The sequence below is a fragment of the Kitasatospora sp. NPDC088264 genome, from assembly GCF_040685715.1.
Lineage (GTDB): Bacteria > Actinomycetota > Actinomycetes > Streptomycetales > Streptomycetaceae > Kitasatospora.
Map to the genome: position 1 here is coordinate 38,511 of NZ_JBFBIR010000028.1, position 14,705 is coordinate 53,215.

The 14,705-nt window shown below is 76.0% G+C and carries 12 protein-coding genes; 6 read left to right on the forward strand and 6 right to left on the reverse strand.

All coding sequences use genetic code 11. The features are described 5' to 3' along the window. Nucleotides 1-11 precede the first annotated feature (11 nt). Nucleotides 12-794, reverse strand: coding sequence for a LuxR C-terminal-related transcriptional regulator (locus AB0O82_RS21960; RefSeq protein ID WP_363585659.1), 783 nt, complete (start codon nt 792-794; stop codon nt 12-14). A 159-nt stretch (nt 795-953) separates the two neighbouring features. Between AB0O82_RS21960 and AB0O82_RS21965 the strand changes: the two genes are divergently transcribed. Further along, nucleotides 954-1,781 carry a TIGR03084 family metal-binding protein gene (locus AB0O82_RS21965; RefSeq protein WP_363585660.1) on the forward strand — a complete coding sequence of 276 codons (828 nt, stop codon included), beginning with the start codon at nt 954-956 and terminating at the stop codon, nt 1,779-1,781. 64 nt (nt 1,782-1,845) lie between these two features. Here AB0O82_RS21965 and AB0O82_RS21970 read toward each other — a convergent pair whose 3' ends face one another. The 3 genes from AB0O82_RS21970 to AB0O82_RS21980 form a co-directional block, all read right to left on the reverse strand. After that, nucleotides 1,846-5,088 carry an error-prone DNA polymerase gene (locus AB0O82_RS21970; protein WP_363585661.1) on the reverse strand — a complete coding sequence of 1,081 codons (3,243 nt, stop codon included), beginning with the start codon at nt 5,086-5,088 and terminating at the stop codon, nt 1,846-1,848. Between the two features lie 92 nt (nt 5,089-5,180). Further along, nucleotides 5,181-6,860: a DNA polymerase Y family protein gene (locus AB0O82_RS21975; RefSeq protein WP_363585662.1), complete on the reverse strand. Its 1,680-nt coding sequence runs from the start codon at nt 6,858-6,860 to the stop codon at nt 5,181-5,183. Between the two features lie 3 nt (nt 6,861-6,863). Then, nucleotides 6,864-7,583: a hypothetical protein gene (locus tag AB0O82_RS21980; RefSeq protein ID WP_363585663.1), complete on the reverse strand. Its 720-nt coding sequence runs from the start codon at nt 7,581-7,583 to the stop codon at nt 6,864-6,866. A gap of 200 nt (nt 7,584-7,783) precedes the next feature. Here AB0O82_RS21980 and AB0O82_RS21985 point away from each other — a divergent pair, with 200 nt between their 5' ends. The 3 genes from AB0O82_RS21985 (at nt 7,784) to AB0O82_RS21995 (ending at nt 10,153) form a co-directional block, all read left to right on the forward strand. Further along, complete coding sequence (locus AB0O82_RS21985; RefSeq protein ID WP_363585664.1) at nt 7,784-8,386, forward strand: DinB family protein; 603 nt, start codon at nt 7,784-7,786, stop codon at nt 8,384-8,386. 188 nt (nt 8,387-8,574) lie between these two features. Continuing rightward, nucleotides 8,575-9,738, forward strand: a complete 1,164-nt coding sequence (locus tag AB0O82_RS21990) for an SUKH-4 family immunity protein (protein WP_363585665.1) — start codon at nt 8,575-8,577, stop codon at nt 9,736-9,738. 40 nt (nt 9,739-9,778) lie between these two features. Beyond that, nucleotides 9,779-10,153, forward strand: coding sequence for a hypothetical protein (locus AB0O82_RS21995; RefSeq protein WP_363585666.1), 375 nt, complete (start codon nt 9,779-9,781; stop codon nt 10,151-10,153). 3 nt (nt 10,154-10,156) lie between these two features. Here AB0O82_RS21995 and AB0O82_RS22000 read toward each other — a convergent pair whose 3' ends face one another. Continuing rightward, nucleotides 10,157-11,539 (reverse strand): MFS transporter, encoded by a 1,383-nt coding sequence (locus AB0O82_RS22000; RefSeq protein ID WP_363585667.1) that lies wholly within the window; start codon nt 11,537-11,539, stop codon nt 10,157-10,159. A 7-nt stretch (nt 11,540-11,546) separates the two neighbouring features. Beyond that, nucleotides 11,547-12,446 (reverse strand): DMT family transporter, encoded by a 900-nt coding sequence (locus AB0O82_RS22005; RefSeq protein ID WP_363585709.1) that lies wholly within the window; start codon nt 12,444-12,446, stop codon nt 11,547-11,549. A 214-nt stretch (nt 12,447-12,660) separates the two neighbouring features. On the opposite strand from AB0O82_RS22005, the gene AB0O82_RS22010 reads away from it, so the two are divergent. After that, nucleotides 12,661-13,533 carry a LysR family transcriptional regulator gene (locus AB0O82_RS22010; RefSeq protein ID WP_363585710.1) on the forward strand — a complete coding sequence of 291 codons (873 nt, stop codon included), beginning with the start codon at nt 12,661-12,663 and terminating at the stop codon, nt 13,531-13,533. A gap of 101 nt (nt 13,534-13,634) precedes the next feature. After that, nucleotides 13,635-14,675: a DUF2332 domain-containing protein gene (locus AB0O82_RS22015; protein WP_363585668.1), complete on the forward strand. Its 1,041-nt coding sequence runs from the start codon at nt 13,635-13,637 to the stop codon at nt 14,673-14,675. Nucleotides 14,676-14,705: the final 30 nt, after the last annotated feature.

Genomic DNA, 14,705 nt, shown 5'->3' on the forward strand with positions numbered 1-14,705 from the left:
ACCGGGTGCGCTCACCGGTCGACCAGGCCGGACTCGCGCGCCGCCAGGGCGAGTTCGGTGCGGTTGCGAACACCGAGCTTGTGCATCGCGGACTTCAGGTAGCCCGTCACGGTGTTGCAGGTGAGGCCCAGCCGGGCGGCGATCTCCGGGTTGGTCCGGCCGGTCGCCGCCCAGCGCAGCACCTCGTGCTCGCGCGGGGTCAACGGCCGTACGGGGGCGGCCCGTCGGGGCGGCGCGGAGCGCCAGGCGGCCGCCCCCGCCAGGGCCCGGGTCGCGGTCGCGGCCAGTTCGCCGACGGCGGCGATCCGCACGTCCCCGAACGGGACGACGGCGCGCAGCGACGCGTACACCACGCCGTACACGGTGTCGCCGTGCAGCAGCGGCACGGTGAGCATCGCGTACAGGTCCTCGGCGCTGACGGCGGCGTCGTGGTCGTGCGAGATCGTGGTGGCGGCACGGTAGTCGGGCACCCAGCTGGGCGCCCGCTCGGCCAGTGCCCGCCCGCCCAGGCCGGTGCCGGTCGGGACGGCCCGGTCGTGCAGCAGGTCGGCCCGGGTGCCGGCCCAGTGGCGCAGCACCATGCCCGCGTCGCTCCCCCGGGGTCCGGACGGCGGCTGCGGCACGCCGACCAGTCCGACGTCGGCCCCGCACTCGGCCACCACCCGCCGCGCGAGGTCGCCGAGCACGGCGTCCCGCACCAACTCGGCGGCGCGGGCGGCGAGCCCGGGATCGTCCGGGTGCGCCGGGGTGGTGAGGGTGTCCGCGGCCCCGGGGCCCGTCTTCGCCCTTGTCATCGCGAGATTGTCACACGCGGCACGGCCGCTGGCGAGAGTGCTGACGTGGGTGTTCCCCGCGTCTTCGACGGAGTGGCGGGCGCGGCGGCCGGGCCGGGCGTAGGGTGCGGCCGTGGCTTACCGGCGGGTAACGCGCCGGACCCGGAAGGAGGGAAACCGATGACGGACCCGAACGCCCCGACGACGCCCGCGGCGGACGTCCTGACCGCGCTGCTGGACGACCTGCGGGCCGAGAGCGCGGCGCTGGACGCTCTGGTGGCCGGGCTGGACCCGGCCGGCTGGGCGCGCCCGACGCCCGCCGAGGGCTGGACGATCGCGCACCAGATCGCCCACCTCGCCTGGACCGACGACTGGACGGCGCTGGCCGCACGCGACGCGGACGGCTTCGCCGCCGCGCGCGACGAGCGCTTCGGCACGCTGCCGGCCGCCGGCGTCGACCCGGTGGACGAGGGCGCGGCCGGCGGCGCGGCCGCCGCACCCGCGGACCTGCTCGCCCGCTGGCGCGCCGGCCGGGAGGAGGTGTCGGCCGCACTGGCCGCCACCCCGGCCGGCACCCGGCTGCCGTGGTTCGGCCCGCCGATGAAGCCCGCCTCGATGGCCACCGCCCGGCTGATGGAGACCTGGGCGCACGGCCAGGACGTCGCCGACGCGCTCGGCGCCGCCCGCGAGCCCACCGCCCGGCTGCGGCACATCGCCCACCTGGGGCTGCGCACCCTCGGCTTCGCGTTCACCCTGCACGGGCTGCCCGCCCCCGAGTCGCCCGTCCGGCTCGAACTGACCGCGCCCGACGGCGGCCTGTGGACCTTCGGGCCGGACGGCGCCACGGACCGGGTGACCGGACCGGCCCTGGACTTCTGCCTCCTGGTGACCCAGCGCCGCCACCGCGACGACCTCGCCCTCACCGCCACCGGCCCCACCGCGACCGCCTGGCTCCCCATCGCCCAGGTCTTCGCCGGCGCCCCGGGCAAGGGGCGGACGCCCGCCTGAGCCGACCGGGTCGCCATCTGCGGCGGTGCGGACGGCAGGCCTGGAGGCCACCCCCCTGCCCCGCTCAGAGTCCGATCCGCAGCGGGGTGAGCCGGGTGGCGATCAGGTTGGTGGCGCCGCGGTCGCGCTCGATGCGGCCGTGGACCAGCAGGCCGGCCCGGTCGAGGGCCGTACGGCGCTGGGACTCCCAGACCGGGCGGTTGCAGACCACGTTGATCAGGCCGGTCTCGTCCTCCAGGCTGAGGAAGAGCACCCCGCCGGCCGTCGGCGGCCGCTGCCGGTGGGTGACCAGGCCGCCGACCACCACCTCCGATCCCGGTGCCGCGTCCGGGAGTTCGGCGGCGGACAGGGCGCCGCCGCGCTCCAGGCGGGCGCGCAGGTGCTGGAGCGGGTGGCTGGTGGCGGAGGTTCCGGTGGCCCACAGGTCGGCGATGGTCTCCTCGACCGGGCTCATGCCGGGCAGCGGCGGCGCCTCCGTCCCGGGGGTGGTCCCCGGGATCAGTGCGGCCGAGATACCGGCGAACGCACCGGCGGTCCACAGCGCCTGACGTCTCGTCAGTCCGAAGCAGTCGAAGGCGCCGGCCGTCGCCAGCGCCTCCAGCGCCGGCGCGGGCAGACCGGTACGGCGCGCGAAGTCCTCCAGGTCGGCGTACGGTTGACCGGCCGCGATCGCTGCGGCCTGCGGGGCGCCGATGCCGCGCACCGTCTCCAGGCCCAGCCGGATCGCCGGCTGCGGGCGGCCCGCGGTCAGCGGCGGCTCCGGCGTCGGCCCCCGGTGCGGCTCCAGGGTGGGGCGCGGCGCGCTGGCGTTGACGTCCACCCCGCGCACCCGCACGCCGTGCCGCCGGGCGTCCGCGACCAGGCTCAGCGGCGAGTAGAAGCCCATCGGCTGGTTGGCCAGCAGGGCGCAGGTGAAGGCCGCCGGGAAGTGGTACTTGAGCCAGGCGCTGGCGTACACCAGGTAGGCGAAGCTGATCGCGTGGCTCTCCGGGAAGCCGTAGTTGGAGAACGCCTCGATCTTGCCGTAGACGTCCTCGGCGACCTCCTCGGGGATGCCGCGCTCGGCCATCCCGCCGAGCAGCCGCTCGCGCAGCCGGGCGACCCGCTCGTGCGAGCGCTTGGCGCCCATCGCCTGCCGCAGCCGGTCCGCCTCGGCGGGCGTGAACCCGGCGCAGTCGATGGCGAGTTGCATCATCTGCTCCTGGAACAGCGGCACCCCGAGGGTCTTGCCGAGCGCGTTCTCCATCAACGGGTGCGGGCAGCCGGCCGGTTCGGCGCCCGCCCGGCGGCGCAGGTACGGGTGGACGGAGCCGCCCTGGATCGGGCCGGGCCGGATCAGCGCGACCTCGACCACCAGGTCGTAGAAGTGGTCCGGCTTGAGCCGGGGCAGCGTCGCCATCTGGGCCCGCGACTCGACCTGGAACACGCCGACGGTGTCCGCCCGGCGCAGCATCGCGTACACGCCCGCGTCGCCGTCCGGGATGGTGGCCAGGTCGTAGCGCAGGCCGTGGTGCTCGGCGACCAGGTCGCAGGCGTCGTGCAGCGCGGCGAGCATGCCGAGGCCGAGCAGGTCGATCTTCACCAGCCCGGCGCCGGCCGTGGACTCCTTGTCCCACTGCAGCACCGAGCGCCCGGGCATCCGGGCCCACTCGGTCGGGCAGATCTCGCCGATCGGCTCCCTGGTGAGCACCATGCCGCCCGAGTGGATGCCCAGGTGGCGCGGCAGGCCGTGGAGTTGGCCGGCGAGCGAGAGCACGTCGGCGGGGATCACGGCGTCCGCGCCGGGCGCGGAGCGGAAGTCGGTCTGCCGGCTGAACGCATCCACCTGGCCCTGCGGGTAGCCGAGCACCCTGGCCGCGTCGCGGATCGCCAGCCGGGGCCGGTAGGTGATCACGTTGGCGACCTGCGCGGCGTGCTCGCGGCCGTAGCGGCGGTAGACGTACTGGATGACCTCCTCGCGGCGGCGGTTCTCGATGTCCAGGTCGATGTCGGGCGGGCCGTCCCGGGCGATGGACAGGAAGCGTTCGAACAGCAGTTTGTAGTGGACCGGGTCGACGGCGGTGATCCCCAGGGCGTAGCAGACCGCCGAGTTGGCGGCCGAGCCGCGGCCCTGGCACCAGATGTCCTGGCTCCGGCAGAAGTCGACGATGTCGTGCACGATCAGGAAGTAGCCGGCCAGGTCGAGGTCCTCGATGACGTCCAGTTCCAGGGCCAGCTGGCGTCGGGCGGCGGCGTTGCCGGGCCCGAAGCGGACCGGGCCGTCGGCGGCGACCAGGGCGCGCAGGTGGCTGATCTCGCTCTCGCCCTCCGGGACGGGGAAGCCCGGGAGCTCCGGGTCCAGCCTGGTGAAGTCGAAGGCGCAGGAACGGCCGAGTTCGGCGGTGGCCCGCCGCACCCCCGGGAAGCGGGCCAGCCGGGCGGCCATCTCCCGGCCGGAGCGCAGGTGCGCGGTGCCCGCGGCCCGCGTCCAGCCGACCGCGTCCTGGAGGGTGCGGCGACCGCGCAGCGCGGCCAGGCTCTGTGCCAGCCGGCCCTGGGCCGGGCCGGCGTGGTGGGCGTTGGTGGAGGCGACCACCGGGAGGCCCTGCTCGGCGGCGAGCGCGGCGAGGGCGTCATTGCGCCGGTCGTCGCCGGGAAGCCACTGGTCGATCAGCTCCACGTGGACGTTGTCGCGGCCGAACGCCTCGGTCAGGGTGCGGAGTTGGTGCCCGGCCGTGCCGTCATCGAGTTTTGCCGGGACGCGGCCGAGGCGGCAGCCGGTGAGCACCGCCCAGTGCCCGTCGTGCGCCCCGGCCAGTGCCGCGAGGTCGTACGCCGGGCGGCCCTTCGCGCCGCCGGCCAGCTGGGCGGCGGCGATCGCGGCGGACAGTCGGCGGTAGCCGGCCGGGTCTCGGGCCAGGACCAGCAAGTGTTCCACCTCTGCGCCGTTGTGACGGATCGTCAGTTCGGCGCCGAACGCGGTGCCCACGCCCGTCCCCCGGGCCGCCTCGGCCAGCCGGACCGCGCCGTACAGGCCGTCGTGGTCGGTGATCGCCAGCGTCTCCACGCCCAGCCGGGCCGCCTCGGCGACCAGGTCCTCCGGGTCGCTGGCGCCGTCCAGGAAGCTGAAGGCGGAGTGGACGTGCAGTTCGGCCCAGGGCTCGCCGCCGTCGCCGGGGGCTCCGGGGGCGGGGGCTCCGGGGACTCCGGGGGCCGGCTCCTCCTGGGCGGGGCGGCGCAGGGGGACGACCGTACGGTCCGGCACGGCGCCGGTCAGGCGGCGGTGCAGCTCGCTCCAGGGGAGGGTGGGGTGGCTGGTGAAGCCCATCGGGGGTCGCCTTCGTTCTCGCGGTTCGTCACCTCTCCCCCCTCGGATCCCCCTCGGATCCCCCTCGGATCCCCCCCTCGGGCCGGCGGCCGTCAGTCGTAGCCGGCCTCCAGGTACCACGCGCCCCCCTCCACCGTGAGCAGCAGCGCCCGGCCACCGCCCAGCACGACCTGGAACCGGGCCCGGCGGCGGGCGAGCGACTGGTCCCACCAGTACTCGACCGCCGGCCAGGGGCCGGTCCAGCCGTCCACCCGCTCCTGTCGCCCCTGTCCCCCGCGGCCCGGCCGTCCACCCTGGAACACCACCAGGGCCGGGCGGGCCGACACCCCCGCCCGGCCGTCCACCGTGACCGGCAGCCCGGCCTCGTCCAGCACCCGCACCGGCACCGGCTCCCGCAGCACCACCGCCGGCCACACGTCCGGCAGCCGCCCGGGCCAGGGCGCGCCGGCCGGCCCCGCCGCCTCGTACGGTTCGCCCCACGGCACCTTGACCGCCTGCTCGCCCGGACCGCGCCCGCCGGCCGGCTCGATCCGGCGCAGCCCGGCGTGTCCGAGCACCGCCTGCACCCGGGCCACCGCGCGCTCCACCCGGTCGTCCGCGACCGCCTGGCCCCACAGCGCCAACTGCCGGCCCTGGTCCGGGGAGAGGCCGTCGGGGGCCAGCCGGAGCAGGGCGAACCCGGCGTCGGGCGCCTCCCCGGACGCGGCGAACGTGCCCGCGCCCTGCCAGGCCTGGAGCTGCCAGCGGACCCGCTCGGCCAGCGCCGTCGCCGACAGCCCGCCCTCGTACCGCCACAGCCGCGAGGCCGTCCGCCCGTCCGCGCAGGCCACCTCGACGGCCACCCGGCGGCAGGTCAGCCCGGCCCCGGCCAGCCGCTGGTGCAGTTGCTCGGCCAGCGTGCGGGCGACGAACACCAGCGGCTCCGCCAGCGGCTCGGGCGGGTCGAAGCGCTGCTCGACGGCGAGGTCCGGCTCCTGGTCGCGCGGCACCAGCGGACGCGGCTGCAAGCCCCGGGCCAGCCGGTGCGCCACCGCCCCGGCCGGGCCGAAGCGGTCCACGACCGCCTCGGGCGGCAGCGCGGCGAACGCCCCGACGGTCGGCAGGCCGAGCCGCCCCAGCACCTCCGCCAGCGCCTCGTCGCCGAGCACGCCCACCGGGTACGGCGCGAGGAACTCCGCCGTCCGCCCGGCCGGCACCAGCACTCCGGCGCGGGCGGCGAGCACGGCGGCGAACAGGCCGTCGGCGACCCCGACCTGGGCGGGCGGGGGCGGGGGGTGCTCGGTCGCGGTGGGGGCGGGGGGCGTGGCGGCGGGGGTGGCGGGGGTGGCGTCCGTACCGGGCACGGAGACCGCGCCGGGGGCGGCGTCCGGGACCGGCTCCCGCGCCAGCGCGTCCGCCACCGCCGTCCGGACCTTGGCCGCCAACGCCTCCTCACCGCCGAAGTAGCGGCCCGGCCCCTTCACCGGGATCGCGCACAGGCCCGGGCGGACCACCTCCACCCGGGGCGTGAACGCCTCCACCGCCGCGACCGCCGGCTCGAAGCGGCCGGCCTCCGCCTCCGGGTCGCGGTCGCGCAGCTCCAGCGCCGGGCAGAGCCGCTTGGCCAGCTTGAGCCGCTGCCCCTGCCGCACCCCGGCCGCCCGGGCACCCGCCGAGCAGGCGAGGATCCGCCCGCCCTCGGTCACCGCCACCGGGTCGTCGCCGGTGACGGCCGCCACCGGCCAGTCCGGGCACCAGACCACCAGCACCCGCGGTGTCCTGTCGTCCGCCATCGCTCACACCACCGCTACCCGTTCGAGCGGCTGCCCGACGACCCCGGGCCGCCCCGGAACGGGGCGCTCCAGGACGGGGCGCTCCAGGGGCGGCCGGTCCAGGACCGGTCTGTCCGGGACCGGCCGTACCGCGCCGTGCTCGTCCGGCAGCCAGAGCCGGGCGGTCCGCCCGCGCACCGCCGAACCGCGCCCCTCGGCCACCACCTCCACCTGCCGCCCGGCGAGCTGCCCGTAACCGTCCCCCAGCCCGAACCAGCGCCCGGACCGGACCCCGAGCCGCAGGGCCGCCCCCGGCCACGGCCCGGCCACCAGCAGCACGCAGCCGCTGCGCCGCAGCACCGCCGCCAGCCGGGTGGCCAGCTTCGGCGGCACCGGGCCGTCCGGGCGCAGCATGACCAGTTCGACCGCGCCGGCCAGCACCGACACCACCTCGGCCCAGTGCGGCCCCGGGTCGTCCGCGACCAGCAGCCGCCGCAGGTCCAGCCCGTACCCCTCGGCCGCGGCCAGCCCCAGGTCCGGCAGCCCGACGGCCGCCGCCCAGCCGCCCTCGGTCTCCTTCACCCCGGCTGCCAGCGCCAGCAGCAGCCCGGTGTCCCCGCCCGCCACCGACACCGCCGTCCCCCGCCGCAGCCCGCCGTCCGGCAGCACCTCCCGCAGCGCCGGCACCACCGGCACCACGCCCCGCCCGGCCCGCCCTTCCGCCGGCACGGCGGCCGACGCCACCGGCCGGAGCGTCGGTCGCTCGGCGATGGAATCGAAAACAGGTTCGAAAACGGACACAACCCCAGGATCGAACATTCGTTCGCAAAGATTCAAGTCCACACCCTCCCCGCCCAACCCGTCACACTCCGTAGTCCCCCTTGCCGGCCCCTGGGTGCGCGGAATTCGGTGGACAGGTCCGACGCGATCAACAGACTGATGCCATGACGGCAACCGATCCCAAGACCGATCCCAGGACCGACCTCCGGATCTATCTCCAGGACGCCCGCGACGTCCTGCTGTGGAAGCTCGACGGCCTCTCCGAATACGACCTCCGGCGCCCGCTGACCCCGACCGGGACCAATCTGCTGGGGCTGGTCAAACACGTCACCGGGGCCGAGGCGATGTACTTCGGCGACACCTTCGGGCGGCCGTTCCCCGAACCGACGCCGCTGTGGTTCACCGGCGACGCCGAGCCGAACGCCGACCTGTGGGCGCGGGCGGACGAGACCACGGAGGAGATCACCGGACGCTACCGCCGGGTCTGGGCGCACACCGACGCCACCATCGAGGCGCTGCCGCTGGACGCGATCGGCCGGATACCGTTCGGCCGGCGGGCCGAGCAGACCTTGCACCGGGTCCTCGTCCACATGATCGCCGAGACCCACCGCCACGCCGGCCACGCCGACTTCCTCCGCGAACTCGTCGACGGCACCACCGGCCAGCGCCCGGACGGGATCAACACCGCCCCCGGCGACGCGGCCTGGTGGCAGGCCCACCACGCCCGCGTGGAGCGGGCCGCCCGGGAGGCCGGCGGGCTCGTCTGACCCGCCCCGTACGGCGCCCGGGTGGGGTGGGGGGCGGATCCGGGAAACCGGCTCGCCCTGGTCCGCCCTGGTCCGCTCTGGTCCAGCTGGAGCCCTGCGGCGGCTTGCGGCGGCTTGCCGGCTCTGGTGTCGGATGGGGCGGCTAGGGTCTGGGGGTCAAGGGTCGGGGCGGTGGAGGGCGGGGGGACGTGGGGGACGCGGGGTGTGCGCGGGTGGCGGCGGACAGGTTGCCGAGTGGGGTGGTGCATCCGGGGAGCCGGGAGTTCCTGATCCGGGAGGGGCTGCCGCTCTCGGGGGCGTTCCTGGACTTCGGGGTGCTCGGCGGCGGGGCGTTGGCGGCACTGCCGGAGGCGGAGCGGCTGTTCGTCCTGGGCGAGACGGAGTACTGCGCGCCGTTCGCCGCGGCCGGCGGCCTGGTGCTGCTCGACGGAACGACCGGCGAGGTGTTCCTCGGCGAACCCGGCCCGCGGCGGGACCTGCTGGCCTCCGGTCTGCCCGCGCTGGCCGGGCTGGTGCGGGAGGTGGAGGCGGTCGCCGAGTCGGCCCGGCGGGCGGACGCGCTGGACGGGCGGCGCGGCCCCGCGGTGGTCGCCGAGGTGACGGCCGGGGCCGAACGGCGGATGCGGGAGATCGACCCCGGGCTGTTCGGGCGGTCCGCGACGCCGCCCGCGCACTGGGGCACGGCGCTGCTCGTGCGAGCACTGGGCTGGGGCGCGCTGCCGGGCGGTCCGGGCGGTCCGGCGTACGAGGTCGGCCCGGAGCTGGTGGCGGAGCTCGCCGCGCTGACGGGCGAGGAGGGCGGCGCGGGCCTGGTGCACCGCTACCGGGCGCAGGAGCTGCCCGCCGGGCTGGTGCACGAGCCGACCCGGCGGCTGCTGACCGAGATCGGACTGCCGCTGGGCGGGGCGATGTTCGGGGTCTGCGAGGAACCGCTGGTCACGATGGCGGAGGCGTACCCGGAGTACTTCGACGGCGAGGAGGAGCGCCCGTACCAGCGGGAGTTCCTGGCCCTCGGGGACTGGCCGACGGATCTGACGATCGCCCTGGACGGTGTCACCGGCCGCCTGGAGCTGCCGGACTGGTACGACGACGGCCAGCCGGAGGCCTACCTCAACCGCGACCTGTCCGCCCTGCTGTACGCGCTGTGGACGTACGAGCGGCTGCGCGCCGAGTGGGAGCGCTGGGACTGCGGGCGGGACCGGGACACCTGGGCGGTGTTCGACCCGCAGTCGCTGCTGAGCACCGTGGTGGACCGGCTCGTCGAGGCCGTCGACCCGGAGGCGTTCGCCTCGCCCGGGTGCTCGTGGCGGCTGCTCGCCGAGGACGCGCACATGGGCGGCCTGCTCGGGTGATCACGGGGCGCCCCGGCTGGGGCGCCGGTACGCTGCCCCGGTGACGAACATCCGTACGGCGACCGGGCGACGGCGGGCGGTGCTGCTCACCTTCGGCGCCGTCCTGTCCCTCGCGGCGGCGGGCTCGCTGTACGGGCTGCTGTACGTGCGGTCACTGGACTTCGGCGAGCGCTGCGAGCAGGGCCTGGTACCCGGCGGCGGACGGCTGCTGGAGACGGGCGCGTCCTGGCTGCCGCCGGACGCGTGGTGCCGGTTCGAGGACGGGAGCATGTCCACCACGCCGTTCTGGGCGCTGCTGCTGTTCTACGCCCTGCTGACCCTGGTCGTCTGGTCGGTGACCGCGCTGCTGCGGATCCACCACCCGCGCCCGCACCTGGGGCTGGACTGGCAGCCGGGGCACGGGCCGGGCTGGTAGGTCTCAGGCCTGTCGGGGCTGCGCGGGGAGCTGGGTGGGAGTCTGCGCGGGGACGGGGCCTTCGGAGGCTTCGGCTTCGGCTTCGGGGAGCCGGCGGCGGGTGCGGATCGGGGAGAGGAAGACCGGCAGGAAGGCCACCGCGAGGACGGCTCCGCCGCACCAGAGGGTGGCCCGCAGGCCGACGAGTTCGCCGAGCAGCCCGGACAGCGCGGAGCCGATCGCGAGCGCTCCGGTGAGCAGGAAGCGGAAGGTGGCGTTCATCCGGCCGAGGAGCGCGTCCGGGGTCATCCGCTGGCGCAGGCTCACCCCGAGGACGTTGTCCATCCCGGTCTTGAGCGAGACCAGCAGCCAGCCCGCCCCCGCCGCGAACAGCCAGGGGCCGTGCCCGATCAGCGGCACCAGCAGCCCGGCGGGCGCCACGCAGACGCCGGCCAGGCCGAGCGTACGTCCGTAGCCGAGTCGGGCGGCGATCGGGCGGGCGCAGCGCGAGCCGAGCAGGATGCCGACCCCGCCGACCGCCCAGAACAGGCCCAACGCCCCGGCGGAAAGGCCCAGTTCCCGCACGAACAGCACCGGGAGCAGCGTGTTGACGAGTTGGAAGCCCAGGTTGGTGAGGGCCGCGGTGAGGGCGAGCGCGCGCAGTTCCCGGTTGCCGAGGACGTGCCGCAGCCCCTCGGCGATCTGCGCTCCGAGCCCGCCGCCCTCGCCCCTGCCCTTGCCCTTGCCCTTGCCCTTGCCCCTGTCGGCGTCCCCGTCCCCGCCCTCGCCCCTGCCCCTGCCCCTGTCGGCGATCGGTTCGGAGGCGGGGGTGCGGCGCAGCCCGATCAGGCGAAGCGCCGAGCCGAGGTGGCTGAGCGCGGTCGCGACGATCGCGAACGGCGCGGTGAGCAGTTGGACCAGCAGGCCGCCCGCGCCGCGCCCGGCGACGTTGCCGACCGCCATCAGGCCGACGACGGCGGCGTTCGCCTGCACCAGGTGCCCGCGACCGACCAACCGGGGCAGCACGCTCTGCGAGCCGACGTCGAAGAAGACCGTCGCGCAGCCGGTGAGCAGCGCGACCGTGTACAGCTGCCAGAGGGTGAGCCCGCCCAGCCACCAGGCGAGCGGGATGGAGGCGTACAGCGCGGCCTTCACCAGGTCGGCGACGATCAGCACGCGGCGGTGGCGCATCCGGTCCACCCAGGCGCCGGCGGGCAGGCCGATGAGCAGGAAGGCGAGGGTGCTCAGGGTGGCGAGGACGCCGACCTGCCCCGGGCCCGCGTCGAGCGCCTCGACGGCGATCAGCGGGACGGCGACGTAGCCGACGTTGGTGCCGAGTTGAGCGAGGGCGGTCGCGGTGAAGAGGGTGCGGAAGTCGGCGGTTCGCCAGAGGGAGTGGGGGTGCATGGTCCGTTCAGTCGCGTGAAGCGGTGGGGGTCGGCATGAGGGCGGGGGCCTGGGCCCTGTGATGTTTCGTCAGGAAAACACCGGCGAGTACGACGATCATTCCGGCAACGGTCCGGATCGTCAGCTCCTCGCCGAGGACGAGCGCGCCGAGCGCGGTGGAGACCACCGGCAGCAGGTAGCCGACGGTGGCCGCACTGGTGGGGCCCTCCGTGGCGATGAGGCGGTAGTTGAGGTGGAACGTGAGCCCGGTGCAGGCGACGCCGAGGACGGCGACGGCGACGAGTCCGAGCGGATCGGCGCCCGCGACCGGGTCGAGCGAGCCGCCGACCGGGAGCGCGAGCGTGCTCAGCCCGGCCGCGGCGGTGAGCTGGGCGGCGGAGAGGGCCAACGGGGCCGCTCCCGTGCCGGTGAGGGCACGGGCCATGTAGGCGAAGGCGATGGCGTAGCTGGCCGCCGCACCGAGCAGGGCGAGTGCGGGCAGGGCGGGGAGGCCACCGCCGTCCCGCCACGGGGAGAAGATCAGCAGCACGCCCGCGAAGCCGAGCACCAGACCACCCGACCGCAGCGGGCCGCGGGCGCGTTCGGTGCCGAGGGCGAGACCGACCAGCAGGGACCAGAGCGGGGTGGTCGCGTGCAGCACCCCGGCCAGGCCGGAACCGACGCCGCGCTCGCCGTACGCGGTCAGGAGGAACGGCAGCGCGTTGCAGAGCAGCGCCGCCAGCGTGAGCCGGCGCCAGACGGCGGCACCGCGCGGCAGGCGCTGCCGGGCGGAACGGGCGAGCAGCAGCAGGACGGCGGCGCCGAGGACCGAGCGGAGCACGGTGATCTGCACGGGGGTGAGCCCGTGCTGGAGCGCGAGCCGGATCCAGAGGAAGCCCGAGCCCCAGAACAGGGCGAGAACGGCCATCCGCAGCACGGGCGGTGCTCCTTCTGTCGAGGTGACGGTGTCGGGTGTGTCGATGTCGGGTGTCGGGTGTCAGGGGGCGGGTGTCGGGGGGCGGGTGTCAGGGGGTGTCGGGGCGTTCGACGACGGTCCCGCGACGGGATCCGGTAGCACAAGCGAAATGTTCTTCACCACCTTTAAGCTGAGCTACATGAATGAGGTGCTCGACGTCCGACGGATGCAGGTCCTGCGGGCCGTGGTCGACCACGGCTCGGTGAGCGCGGCGGCCGGCGCGCTCGGCTACACCCCGTCCGCCGTCAGCCAGCAGGTGGCGGCGCTGGAGCGGGAGACCGGGACGGCCCTGCTGGAACGCGTCGGGCGCGGCGTTCGGCCGACCGCCGCCGGACTGCTGCTCGCCGGGCACGCCGCCGTCATCGAGCGGCAGGTCGCGGAGGCCGGCGCGGCGCTGGCCGACCTGCGGGCCGGGCGCAGCGGCAGCCTCACCGTGCGCTACTTCGCCACGGCCGGCGCCGCGTTGGTGGCCCCGGCGGTGGCCGCGTTCCGCCGGACGCACCCGGGCGTACGACTCGACCTCGGCATGACCGACCCGGAGGACCCGCTCACCGAGGTGCTGGACGGCCGGGCCGACCTCGCGGTGGTGGTCCGGTCCGACGGCGCCGCGCACCCGGGCCTGCGGCTGGTCCACCTGCGCGACGACCCGTACCGGGCGGTGCTGCCCAAGGGCCACCGGCTCGCCGCGAAACGCGTCCTGGACCTCGCCGAGCTCGCGGACGAGCCCTGGGTGGGGGCCGAGCCGCCCGGCCCGTGCCGGGAGGTCGTCCGGGGGGCCTGCGACGCGGCCGGGTTCGGGCCGTCCGTCGCGGTGGACAGCGCCGACTACGCGACGGCGCAGGGCTTCGTCGCGGCCGGACTGGGCGTCGCCCTGGTCCCCGCCCTCGGGCTCGCCCAGCGCCACCCGGGCGTCACCGTGCGCCGGCTCCGCGGCCCGGAGCCGGTCCGTGCGCTGCACGCCGCAGTGCGCGAGGGCGCCTGGGGACAGCCGGCGCTCGGCGCGCTGGTGTCCGCGCTGCGGGCGGCGGCGCAGCCGTAGGACCACCGGCCCGACCGGAAAGGCACGGACAAGGCTGTGCCAATTCGTTGAAGAGAGCTGAAGAGAGCTGAAGAGAGTCGAAGAGAAAGGAAGTACGGGACGTGGACAGTGCTATCGGGGACCTCTACCGGGCCTTCGCGGAGCGGGAGGCGCGCGGCAACTCGGCGAGCTACCAGGGCCTCGCCGAACGCGCCGCCGGGGACGATGAGTTGTGCGCCCTGCTGGACGGGCTGCCGGCCGCGAAGCGGCAGCCGAACCTGCTGTTCGGCTCGGCCCGCCACCTCGGCGGACCGGTGACGGCCGGCTATCCGGCCTTCCGCACCTGGGTGTCGGCGCACTGGGACGAGGTTGCGGCGACGATGCTGCGACGGCGGACGCAGACCAACGAGGCCGGCCGGTGCGCCACCCTGCTGCCGCTGCTGGCGGCGCTGCCGCAGCCCCTCGCGCTGATCGAGGTGGGGGCCTCGGCGGGGCTCTGCCTCTACCCGGACCGGTATCGGTACCGATACACGGTTGAGGTGGGCGAAGCAGGCGAAGCGGGTGAAGCAGGCGGCCCGGCGATCGAGTTCGGCGCCCAGGAGAGCCCGGTGACGCTGGAGTGCGCGGTGCGCGGGCCGGTACCGCTGTCGGCGTCGTTGCGGGAGCGGCTGCCCGAGGTGGTGTGGCGCGCCGGGATCGACCTCAACCCGCTGGACGTCCGGGACGAGGAGGACATGCGCTGGCTGGAGTCGCTGGTCTGGCCCGAGCAGGCCCACCGGCTGGAGCGGCTGCGCGGCGCCGTCCAGGTCGCCCGGGCCGAGCCGCCGCACCTGGTGCGCGGCGACCTCAACGCGACGGTGAGGGAGTTGGTGGCACAGGTGCCCGCCGGTGCCACGCCGGTGGTGTTCCACAGCGCGGTGCTCGCCTACCTGTCCCCGGAGGCGCGGGAGGAGTTCGCGGTGACCATGCGCGGCCTGCCCGGGCACTGGATCTCCAACGAGGCCGTCTCGGTGCTGCCGACCGTCGAGCGACGTCTCCCCCACCCCGCGCCCGTCGGATCCGGGCTGTTCGCGCTCGCCCTGGACGAGCGGCCGGTGGCCTTCACCGGACCGCACGGGCAGTCCCTCGACTGGTTCCAGCCCCGGGACGGTCTCGGGGCTTGAAGCTGCCGCAGCGTCAGCTTCTACCGTCGT

Coding starts and splice junctions, on each gene's coding strand:
- AB0O82_RS21960 (WP_363585659.1), bottom strand. CDS start 794: ATGACAAGGGCGAAGACGGGCCCCGGGGCCGCGGACACCCTCACCACC.
- AB0O82_RS21965 (WP_363585660.1), top strand. CDS start 954: ATGACGGACCCGAACGCCCCGACGACGCCCGCGGCGGACGTCCTGACC.
- AB0O82_RS21970 (WP_363585661.1), bottom strand. CDS start 5,088: ATGGGCTTCACCAGCCACCCCACCCTCCCCTGGAGCGAGCTGCACCGC.
- AB0O82_RS21975 (WP_363585662.1), bottom strand. CDS start 6,860: ATGGCGGACGACAGGACACCGCGGGTGCTGGTGGTCTGGTGCCCGGAC.
- AB0O82_RS21985 (WP_363585664.1), top strand. CDS start 7,784: ATGACGGCAACCGATCCCAAGACCGATCCCAGGACCGACCTCCGGATC.
- AB0O82_RS22000 (WP_363585667.1), bottom strand. CDS start 11,539: ATGCACCCCCACTCCCTCTGGCGAACCGCCGACTTCCGCACCCTCTTC.
- AB0O82_RS22005 (WP_363585709.1), bottom strand. CDS start 12,446: ATGGCCGTTCTCGCCCTGTTCTGGGGCTCGGGCTTCCTCTGGATCCGG.
- AB0O82_RS22010 (WP_363585710.1), top strand. CDS start 12,661: ATGCAGGTCCTGCGGGCCGTGGTCGACCACGGCTCGGTGAGCGCGGCG.